The 10,874-nt window shown below is 52.4% G+C and carries 9 protein-coding genes; all 9 read left to right on the top strand.

Features of this window, described 5'->3' with window-relative positions; all coding sequences use genetic code 11:
• Positions 1-330 precede the first annotated feature (330 nt).
• The 9 genes from glmS (at position 331) to RYZ59_RS10700 (ending at position 10,871) form a co-directional block, all read left to right on the top strand.
• On the top strand, positions 331-780 hold the full coding sequence (gene glmS / locus RYZ59_RS10740; protein ID WP_137381330.1) for a methylaspartate mutase subunit S: 450 nt from the start codon (positions 331-333) through the stop codon (positions 778-780).
• Entirely contained in the window at positions 780-2,174 is a 1,395-nt protein-coding gene (glmL, locus tag RYZ59_RS10735; RefSeq protein ID WP_137381331.1) for a methylaspartate mutase accessory protein GlmL, read from the top strand. The genes glmS and glmL overlap by 1 nt, the downstream gene beginning before the upstream one ends.
• Before the next feature lie 12 nt (positions 2,175-2,186).
• The gene (locus RYZ59_RS10730; RefSeq protein ID WP_137381332.1) at positions 2,187-3,632 is read left to right on the top strand and encodes a methylaspartate mutase subunit E; all 1,446 of its coding nucleotides are present in this window, start codon (positions 2,187-2,189) and stop codon (positions 3,630-3,632) included.
• Positions 3,632-4,873 (top strand): methylaspartate ammonia-lyase, encoded by a 1,242-nt coding sequence (locus RYZ59_RS10725; RefSeq protein WP_137381333.1) that lies wholly within the window; start codon positions 3,632-3,634, stop codon positions 4,871-4,873. Before RYZ59_RS10730 ends, RYZ59_RS10725 begins: the two co-directional genes overlap by 1 nt.
• Before the next feature lie 3 nt (positions 4,874-4,876).
• The gene (locus RYZ59_RS10720; RefSeq protein WP_137381334.1) at positions 4,877-6,247 is read left to right on the top strand and encodes an acyclic terpene utilization AtuA family protein; all 1,371 of its coding nucleotides are present in this window, start codon (positions 4,877-4,879) and stop codon (positions 6,245-6,247) included.
• The gene (locus RYZ59_RS10715) at positions 6,244-6,561 is read left to right on the top strand and encodes a DUF4387 domain-containing protein (protein WP_005122536.1); all 318 of its coding nucleotides are present in this window, start codon (positions 6,244-6,246) and stop codon (positions 6,559-6,561) included. The genes RYZ59_RS10720 and RYZ59_RS10715 overlap by 4 nt, the downstream gene beginning before the upstream one ends.
• Before the next feature lie 168 nt (positions 6,562-6,729).
• Positions 6,730-8,034: a dicarboxylate/amino acid:cation symporter gene (locus tag RYZ59_RS10710; RefSeq protein WP_137381335.1), complete on the top strand. Its 1,305-nt coding sequence runs from the start codon at positions 6,730-6,732 to the stop codon at positions 8,032-8,034.
• 125 nt (positions 8,035-8,159) lie between these two features.
• On the top strand, positions 8,160-9,161 hold the full coding sequence (gene glsA / locus RYZ59_RS10705; protein WP_137381336.1) for a glutaminase A: 1,002 nt from the start codon (positions 8,160-8,162) through the stop codon (positions 9,159-9,161).
• 57 nt (positions 9,162-9,218) lie between these two features.
• Positions 9,219-10,871, top strand: a complete 1,653-nt coding sequence (locus tag RYZ59_RS10700; protein WP_137381337.1) for a class I fumarate hydratase — start codon at positions 9,219-9,221, stop codon at positions 10,869-10,871.
• Positions 10,872-10,874 lie beyond the last annotated feature (3 nt).

Genomic DNA, 10,874 nt, shown 5'->3' with positions numbered 1-10,874 from the left:
ATCATTTTATAAATTATTAAAAACGCCCCGAACAAAGCCTGCAATACAAAATAAGATTTCGATCACAAACATGGCAAGTTGTTTATTGCGAAATTTGCTAATAAATAAAATAACCAATAGAAATCAATTTATAACCAACTGATTTTAATCGATTTTTATGATGCTGAAATATAACAATCATTTTGTGCAGGATATTTTGAAAATAGATCAATTGCTTCCTTTTTCGCTTCCACAGAAACTCCAACCCTATTAAGAGGTTGTCACAATCCATGTTCTAAATATTAGAAATATTTTTTACTTATTGACCATCAGCCCTACAGAGGATTACCCATGAAGAAATCTACACTTGTTATTGGCGTCATCGGTGCTGACTGCCATGCAGTAGGCAATAAAGTTCTGGATCGCGTTTTTACTGCTCATGATTTTCACGTAATCAACCTCGGGGTGATGGTGAGCCAGGATGAATATATTGATGCCGCAATTGAAACAGGCGCCGATGCCATCGTGGTGTCCTCCATCTACGGCCACGGCGACATTGACTGCCTCGGCTTGCGTGAGCGCTGCATTGAACGCGGCCTCGGCGACATTCTGCTGTATGTCGGCGGTAACCTTGTTGTGGGCAAACACGATTTTGCCGATGTCGAAGTGAAGTTTAAAGAAATGGGCTTCAACCGCGTTTTCGCCCCCAGCCACGACCTGGAAGATGTCTGCTCGCTTATCACTAACGATATTCACCAACACAATGGCCTCGAACAGCGTTGCCTGGAAGAGGCCATCTGATGCAAACAGTTTCTGTCGATATCGGCTCGACATGGACCAAGGCAGCCCTCTTCGCACAGGAAGGAGAGGAGTTAACGCTGGTCAATCATGTCCTGACCCCAACCACCACACATCATCTGGCAGACGGTTTTTTTGCCAGCCTGAATCAGGTGCTGAATGTTGCCGATGCTCGCCCGTTACTGAAAAGTGGTGAAGTGCAGTTGAAGTACTCCTCCTCTGCCAAAGGTGGACTCGCCGTTGCAGCTATGGGGCTGGTGCCTTCCATTACGCTGGAATCGGCGAAAGTTACCGCTCACTCGGCAGGAGCGAAAATCGCGCAATATTATTCGTACAAGCTGAACCGCCATGACATCCAGGAGCTGGAATCCGTCCCGCCAGATATCCTGTTGTTTACAGGCGGTACAGATGGCGGTGAAGAAAGCTATGGCCTGGCCAATGCGCGTGCACTGGCGGATTCGAAGCTTGATTGCGCCATCATCTATGCCGGAAACCGTGATATTCAGGACGAAATACAAACGATTCTGGGCCACAAAGATCTGACCACGGTAGACAACATCCTGCCGGATCTCGATCACCCGAATCCGTTTGCCGCTCGCCAGGCCATTTGCGATGTGTTCTTGTCACGCATCGTAAAAGGTAAAGGTCTTGACGTCATCGTGGGGGAAACTGGCGAAGACCCCATGCCGACGCCGTGGACGGTGTATGAACTGGTAAAAGCGATTAGCGATTACGACAGCGCATGGAAGGAATTCATGCTGATCGATATGGGTGGCGCCACCACGGATGTCTATTCAGCCAGCGCGAATACCCTCTCCCCCGATACTGTCCTGCATGGTGTCCCTGAACCTTTCGTCAAACGTACCGTTGAAGGTGATTTGGGCATGCGCGTTTCCGCCGTCGTGGTGGGAGAAAGCACGCAGGATATGGTGAAAGTTGTTTTTGCCCAACAGCCACAACGTGAGGAGGCGTTTTATCGCTACCTGCGCCATCTGGTTGGGCAGCCGGACTACCTGCCGGTCAACGAGGAAGAGAAATATTTCGACACTCTGTTAGCCGGTTTGTGCGTGGGCTATGCCACTGAGCGCCACGCGGGCACTAAGAAGCAGGTTTGCACCTGCGTCGGTAACGTGGATTTACAGATGGGTCGCGATCTCACCACCGTACGAAAAGTTGTCGGTTCAGGTGGATGGCTCTCTCGCGCCAGCCAGTTCGATATCCATAACTGGCTCAAATACCGGGAGCTGGACGACCAGGGTAAAAGAATTCTGTTACCGAATCAGTTTGAGTATTACCGCGATTCATATGGCCTGCTCCCGCTACTGGCAAACGTCGCCAGGCTGTACCCGCAAGCCGCTGCACGCACCAGCATTCAGTGTTTAACCCTACAAAACTAAAGGCAGCTACGAATGGAACTTCGAAATAAAAAATTGACCCACGACGAATTCATGACCGAAAGGCACCAGGTGCTGCAAACCTGGGAAACCGGCAAAGACGTTGAGAACTTCGAAGATGGCGTGAAGTACCAGCAATCAATTCCAGATTCAAAACGCTTCTCCCTCGCGCTGTTGAAGGCCGATCAAGAAGGTAAAACGCTGAGCCAGCCGCGTGCAGGCGTCGCACTCATGGATGAACACATTGAGCTGCTTAAAACATTGCAGGAAGAATGTGACCTCCTGCCAAGTACAATCGATGCCTATACCCGTCTGAACCGCTATGAAGAAGCGGCTGTCGGGATCCAAAAATCTATCGAGGCGGGCACCTCCAAACTGAATGGTTTACCCGTCGTCAATCATGGGGTTGCTGCCTGCCGCCGTATGACTGAGTCGCTGGAAAAACCAATCCAGGTCCGCCACGGTACGCCAGATGCACGTCTGCTGGCAGAAATCGCCATGGCCAGTGGCTTTACCAGCTACGAAGGGGGCGGGATCTCCTACAACATCCCTTACGCCAAACGCGTCACCCTGGAAAAATCCATTCGTGACTGGCAGTACTGCGATCGCCTGATGGGACTGTATGAAGAAAATGGTATTCGCATCAACCGTGAACCGTTTGGTCCGTTGACTGGCACCCTGATCCCGCCGTTTATGTCCCACTCGGTGGCGATTATCGAAGGTCTGCTGGCACTGGAACAAGGCGTGAAGTCCATTACCGTCGGTTACGGTCAGGTCGGTAGTTTGACGCAGGATATCGCCGCCATTCAGGCGCTGCGTGAACTGTCCCACGAATACTTCCATAACCACGGCTTCGATGATTATGAGCTGAGTACCGTATTCCACCAGTGGATGGGCGGATTCCCGGAAGATGAAGCAAAAGCCTTCTCCGTTATCGCCTGGGGTGCTGCGGTTGCTGGCATGTCCGGTGCCACAAAAGTCATTACCAAGAGCCCGCATGAAGCCTTCGGCATCCCAACTGCCGCGGCGAACGCTCAGGGCCTTAAAGCGTCACGCCAAATGCTTAACATGGTTAGCGACCAGAAGTTCCCGCAGTGCGCTGCCGTGGAACAGGAAGTCGAACTGATTAAGAGTGAAGTCCGCGCAGTACTGAAAAAAGTCTTCGAGATGGGTAATGGCGACATTGCACGCGGTACGGTACTGGCTTTTGAAGCCGGTGTTCTGGATGTCCCCTTCGCCCCAGCCGCCTGCAACGCAGGCAAAATTCTGCCGGTGCGCGATAACACAGGCGCTATCCGTATTCTCGAAGCCGGTGCGGTTCCACTGCCAAAAGACATTCTCGCGCTGCACCACGACTACGTTGCAGAGCGCGCACATTTTGAAGGTCGCAAACCTTCTTTCCAGATGGTCATTGATGACATCAACGCCGTATCCCACAGTAAATTAATAGGAAGACCATAATGAAAATTAAACAGGCCCTTTTCACCGCTGGCTACTCCTCATTTTATTTTGACGATCAGCAGGCCATCAAAAACGGCGCAGGTCATGACGGTTTTATCTATACCGGCGATCCGGTAACGCCTGGCTTTACCTCCGTGCGCCAGGCAGGTGAATGCGTATCGGTCCAGCTGGTTCTGGAAAACGGCGCGGTCGCAGTGGGTGATTGCGCTGCAGTGCAATATTCAGGTGCCGGCGGCCGTGATCCGCTGTTCCTGGCTGAGAACTTCATTCCGTTCCTCAACGATCACATCAAACCGCTGCTGGAAGGCCGTGACGTTGATGCATTCCTGCCAAATGCCCGTTTCTTTGACCAACTGCGTATTGACGGCCATCTGCTGCATACCGCCGTTCGTTACGGTCTGTCTCAGGCACTGCTTGACGCGGCGGCGCTGGCTACCGGTCGTCTGAAAACTGAAGTGGTATGCGACGAGTGGCAGCTGCCGTGCGTACCGGAAGCCATTCCGTTATTTGGTCAGAGTGGTGACGACCGCTATATCGCCGTCGACAAAATGATCCTCAAAGGTGTGGATGTCCTGCCGCATGCGCTGATCAACAACGTGGAAGAGAAGCTGGGCTTTAAAGGCGAAAAACTGCGTGAGTATGTGCGTTGGTTGTCCGACCGTATCTTAAGCCTGCGCACCAGCGAGCGTTATCACCCGACGCTGCATATCGATGTGTACGGCACGATCGGCCTGATTTTTGATATGGACCCGGTGCGCTGCGCCGAGTACATCGCCAGCCTGGAAGCCGAAGCGCAGGGCCTGCCGCTGTACATTGAAGGTCCGGTTGATGCCGGCAACAAACCGGATCAGATCCGCATGTTGACCGCCATCACCAAAGAGCTGACCCGTCTGGGCTCCGGCGTGAAAATCGTGGCTGATGAATGGTGTAACACCTATCAGGACATCGTGGACTTCACCGACGCGGGCAGCTGCCACATGGTGCAGATCAAAACCCCGGACCTGGGCGGTATTCACAATATCGTTGATGCGGTGCTGTATTGCAACAAACACGCCATGGAAGCCTATCAGGGCGGTACCTGTAACGAAACCGAGATCAGTGCTCGCACCTGTGTCCACGTCGCACTGGCCGCACGTCCAATGCGCATGCTGGTAAAACCGGGTATGGGATTCGATGAAGGTCTCAACATCGTGTTTAACGAAATGAACCGCACCATCGCGCTGTTGCAAACTAAGGATTAAGAGATGGCACGCACATTTAAGATCTTATCGCCTACGGCTATCCTGGGTTATGGCTTCCCGGAAGAGAGTTTTCGTAAAGCCATGGAAGAGTCACCGGATCTTATTGCTGTTGACGCAGGGTCCTCCGATCCGGGCCCCCACTACCTGGGGGCAGGTAAACCCTTCACTGACCGGGCTGGGGTAAAACGCGATCTGCGCTATATGATCGTGGCGGGCGTTAAGAACAACATCCCAGTGGTCATCGGCACCGCCGGTGGTTCCGGTGCTGCTCCGCATCTGGAGTGGTGTCGCCAGATAATCCATGAGATTGCCCAGGAAGAAAAACTGTCTTTCTCAATGGCGCTGATCCCGTCTGATGTTGATAAAGACGTGGTTCACCAGGCACTGGATAACGGCAAAATCACCGCGCTGGATTTCGTGCCTGAGTTAACGCACGAAGCCATCGAAGACAGCACCTACATCGTCGCGCAGATGGGTGTCGAACCTTTCCAGCGTGCGCTGAAAGCGGGGGCACAGGTTGTTCTGGGCGGACGCGCTTACGATCCAGCCTGCTTCGCGGCGCTGCCGATTATGCAAGGCTTTGATGAAGGTCTGGCGCTGCACTGCGGTAAGATCCTTGAGTGTGCTGCCATTGCAGCAACCCCTGGCTCCGGCTCGGATTGCGCAATGGGGATCATCGACGACAACGGCTTTACGCTGAAAGCGTTCAATCCAAAGCGTAAGTTCACTGAAACCTCCGCTGCGGCGCATACCTTGTACGAGAAGTCCGACCCGTACTTCCTGCCGGGACCGGGCGGCGTACTGAACCTGAAGGCCTGTACTTTCACCGCGGTTAACGAAGGTGAAGTGTATGTCAGCGGTTCGCGTCATGAAGAAACGCCGTATGCACTGAAACTGGAAGGCGCACGTCAGGTTGGCTTCCGCTGTCTGACTATCGCCGGGACGCGCGACCCGATAATGATTGCCGGTATCGACACCATTCTCGAAGAAGTACAAGCCAGCGTGGCACGTAACCTCTCACTGAATGATGACAGTATCCGCATGACGTTCCACCTTTACGGTAAGAATGGCGTGATGGGCAATCATGAACCGATGAAAACCGCCGGTCATGAACTGGGCATTCTACTGGACGTCGTCGCGCCAACGCAGGATATCGCCAACAGCGTTTGCTCGCTGGTGCGCTCTACCCTACTGCACTACGGCTATGAAAATCGTATTGCGACCGCGGGCAACCTCGCTTTCCCATTCTCGCCATCTGATATTCAGAGTGGGCCGGTGTATGAGTTCTCGATCTATCACCTGATTGAAGCCAGCGATGCACTGCGGTTTGATTTCCACATTGAGCAGGTGACGCCAGAAGGAGTTCAGGCATGAAACAGTCAATTTGTTCACTGGCGCAGGTCATTCGCTCCAAAAATGCCGGACCGTACGAACTGGTTTTAGATATTTTGTTTAAAACCCGGGAAGACTATCAGCGAGTAAAACGTTCGGAGCAATTAACTCCGCAACTTATTGCTGGGTTATATAATGTCGAACCTGACTTTATTCACAATATTGTCTGGTTTGATCCCGCTAACGCAGTAAAAATTGTCATGCCGCGCGATATTATTTCCGGCAATGTCGGTGACAATGATGTTTATGGTGCGCAGCAACACGCACCATTATTAAGTATTGAATTCGATCTGTAACAAAAAAACACAATAACAGCCATTGGAGCACAGAGTTCAGCTGTATCACAGTGCTTCGAATATTCATGCGGTTGGTCACAACAGGCGTGCGTCTGAGCTGCTGTCCGGGTTCAGGCACACGCCACCCTACATTATTCCAATTACCAGCCTTTATCCGATGGAGTACACATGAAGAAAATTAGTTTAACGAAGATGATCATATTAGGCCTGATACTCGGCATGATTGCCGGGGTGGCCATTAATAATATGGCCGCGGCTGAAACAGCAAAATCATATGCACAGGATATTTCCATTTTCACCACTATATTCTTACGTATGGTGAAGATGATTATTGCGCCATTGGTTATTTCAACTCTGGTTGTCGGTATTGCCAAGATGGGCGATGCCAAAACGCTGGGTCGTATATTTTCTAAAACCTTTTTCCTGTTTATTTGTGCCTCACTGCTGTCGATCGCATTGGGTCTGGTTATCGTTAATATCTTCCAGCCGGGCGCGGGCATCAACTTTGTTGCGCATGACGCAGGCGCTGTTGCCGCTGTTAAGTCAGAGCCGTTCACGCTGAAAGTCTTTATCTCACATGCCGTACCAACCAGTATCGTTGACGCGATGGCGCGTAACGAAATCCTGCAGATCGTGGTGTTCTCCATTTTCCTCGGCTGCAGCCTGGCCGCCATCGGTGAAAAAGCCGAGCCTATCGTTAAGGTTCTGGATTCGCTGGTACACGTCATGCTGAAGCTGACAGGCTACGTCATGCTGTTTGCCCCGCTGACCGTTTTCGCGGCTATTTCCGGCCTGATTGCCGAGCGTGGTCTGGGTGTAATGGTTAGCGCCGGTATCTTTATGGGCGAGTTCTACCTGACACTGGGCATGCTGTGGGCAATTCTAATTGGCCTGTCGACACTCATTGTTGGTCCTTGCATCAGCCGTCTCACCAAATCAATCTTCGAACCGGCGCTGCTGGCCTTTACCACGTCCAGTTCTGAAGCGGCCTTCCCTGGCACGCTGGATAAGCTGGAAAAATTCGGCGTCTCGTCAAAAATTGCCAGCTTCGTTCTGCCGATCGGTTACTCCTTTAACCTCGTCGGTTCCATGGCCTATTGCTCCTTTGCCACCGTCTTTATTGCCCAGGCGTGCAACATTGAGCTGAGCATGGGCGAGCAAATCACCATGCTGCTAATCCTGATGCTGACCTCAAAAGGGATGGCAGGTGTGCCACGTGCATCCATGGTGGTTATTGCCGCTACGCTGAACCAGTTCAACATTCCGGAAGCCGGTCTGATCCTGCTGATGGGCGTCGATCCGTTCCTCGATATGGGTCGTTCCGCCACTAACGTCATGAGTAATGCCATGGGTGCTGCCATTGTAGGTCGCTGGGAAGGTGAACACTTTGGTTCAGGCTGCCGCGGAACCGCGCCAGTCAAAACACCGGAGCAAGACCGCCCGGTTACCGAAACAGAGGTTGCGTTGTCCTGATACCTCGTTATTGCCGGATGGCGCTTGCGCTTATCCGGCCTACATAACGTTTAACTATCCGTAGGCCGGATAAGGCGGTACGCCGCCATCCGGCACCATGATGAGTACCCCAACAGGAAAGCACCATGACTAAAACTCTTCTCGGCGTGAGTCTCTTTGCTTTCAGCGTCTTGTTTAGCTCTGCCTCATTCGCGCAAACCACGCCGGACTACGCAAAGTTAATAGAGCAGGCACATCAGAAATACAAAAGTAACCATGATGGCAAAGTCGCCGACTATATCCCTGCCCTGGCGAGCTACAGTCCCAATAATTTTGCCATCACCGTTGCCACTGTAGACGGAAAAATCTACCAGGTAGGTGATGTTAACAAGCCCTTCCCGATGGAATCCCTGAGTAAAGTCTTCACCATGGCGCTCGCCATGGAACAGCATGGCCCTCAGGTGGTTCTGGATAAACTCGGGGCCAATGCCACCGGCATGCCATTCAATTCAGGTTTAGCCGTTGAACTCACGAAAGGCGCGCCGGAAAACCCACTGGTGAATGCAGGTGCAATGAGCACCGTCAGCCTGATTGAGGCCAAAGACAAAACCGATCGCTGGAACAAAATCCTCGACAACCTGAATGTCTGGGCGGATGCCAAACTCACGGTCAACGAACCGGTATTCAAATCCGAGATGGAAACCAATCAGCACAACCAGGCACTGGCGAAGCTGATGGAGTCCTATAACAGTTTCTACGGCAACACAGAGGAAGCGGTCGAAATATATACCCGCCAGTGCTCAGTGGATATCACCGTTGAGCAACTGGCCAAAATGGGTGCCGTACTCGCGAACAAAGGCAAATCGCCCTTCAACGGTAAGCAGTTGCTGAATGAACGCTATGTGCCGCAGGTGCTGGCTGAAATGGCAATTGCCGGACTGTACGACGGCAGCGGCAAATGGCTGTACAGCGTCGGTATTCCGGCGAAAAGCGGCGTTGGCGGCGGAATGGTTGCGGTAGTGCCCGGTAAATATGCGATTGCCGTCTATTCTCCGCCGTTGGACGAAGCCGGTAACAGCGTTCGTGCTCAGAGAACTATCGAATATGTCGCTGACGCGACGCAGGCCAATGTCTTTTTAGCAAAATAACTTGATGCCGGATGGCGCTTCGCTCATCCGGCAAAAATGAAGAGGTGAGAAGTAAACATGTCTAAACCATTTGTCTGGCAGGAACTCTTTGTTCAGAGTAAAGATAATACCGAATATGAATTGCTCAGTAATCAACACATTACGGTGACAGAGTTAGACGGAGAGGAAGTTATTAAGGTTGCGCCGGAAGCGTTAACCTTGTTAGCACAGCAGGCATTTTATGAGGCTTCATTTTTCCTGCGCGCCGGACATTTGAAACAGATTGCCAGCATTTTGCACGATCCACAGGCCAGCAGTAATGACAAGTACGTTGCGTTACAGCTGCTGCGCAATGCCGAAGTCTCAGCAAAAGGCGTACTCCCCAACTGCCAGGACACCGGTACCGCCACCATTGTCGCCAGCAAAGGCCAGCAGGTCTGGACCGGTGGCGATGATGCCGAAGCATTAAGCAAGGGTGTATATACCACCTTTACGGAAAGTAACCTGCGTTATTCACAAAATGCCCCGCTGGACATGTATAACGAGGTCAATACCCAGACCAACCTGCCTGCACAAATCGACATCAGCGCGACGCCGGGTAGCGAATACCGTTTCCTGTTCGTCAACAAAGGCGGTGGCTCAGCGAACAAAGCCGCGCTGTTCCAGGAAACCAAATCTATTCTGCAGCCGGAGAAATTGACGGCTTTCCTGATCGAAAAAATGAAATCGCTGGGCACTGCCGCTTGTCCGCCGTACCACATCGCCTTTGTGGTTGGTGGATTATCTGCCGACCAGGCGCTGAAAGTTGCGAAGCTGGCATCGACCAAATATTACGATAACCTGCCCACCAGCGGGAATGAACTGGGCCAGGCGTTCCGCGATACAGCACTGGAAGCCGAACTGCTCAATGCCAGCCGCGAATTTGGCATCGGCGCGCAGTTTGGTGGCAAATACTTTGCCCACGACATTCGCGTTATTCGTTTGCCGCGCCACGGTGGCTCCTGCCCGATCGCCATGGCCCTCTCCTGCTCTGCCGACCGCAACATTAAGGCCAAAATTAATAAACACGGGATCTGGCTGGAGAAACTCGAACATAACCCAGGTAAGTTTATTCCCGACTCTCACCGCGTTGAAAACACCGCCCAGACTGTACAGCTCAACCTCGATCGCCCGTTGCGTGAGATTCTTAATGATTTGTCGGCTCTGCCTATTGGTACCCGCCTGTCGCTCAGCGGCCCGATTGTTGTCGCTCGCGATATCGCCCACGCAAATATCAAAGCGCGCCTGGATAACGGCGAACCGATGCCGGAATACATGAAAAAGCATATCGTTTATTACGCAGGTCCCGCCAAAACCCCAGAAAATCAGGCCTGTGGCTCAATGGGTCCGACCACCGGCGGGCGTATGGATGGGTATGTTGATGCCTTCCAGGCACAAGGCGGCAGCCTCATTATGCTCACCAAGGGTAACCGCAGCCAGCAGGTCACTGATGCCTGCCACAAACACGGTGGATTTAGCCTCGGCAGCATCGGCGGCGCAGCGGCCCTGCTGGCACAGCAATATGTGAAGAGCCTGCACTGCCTTGAGTATCCCGAATTGGGCATGGAAGCGGTCTGGATGATGGAAGTTAAAAATATGCCAGCCTTCGTCTTAGTGGATGACAAAGGCAATAACTTCTTCAGTCAGTTTGAACAGCAGCATCGCTGCGCAACCTGCCCGGCAGGACATTAAGGA

Source organism: Citrobacter sp. HN-141 (assembly GCF_033341895.1).
In the GTDB taxonomy this organism is placed as follows: domain Bacteria; phylum Pseudomonadota; class Gammaproteobacteria; order Enterobacterales; family Enterobacteriaceae; genus Citrobacter.
The sequence above is the reverse complement of the archived record's forward strand: the minus strand, read 5'-3'. Positions and strand labels throughout refer to the sequence as shown.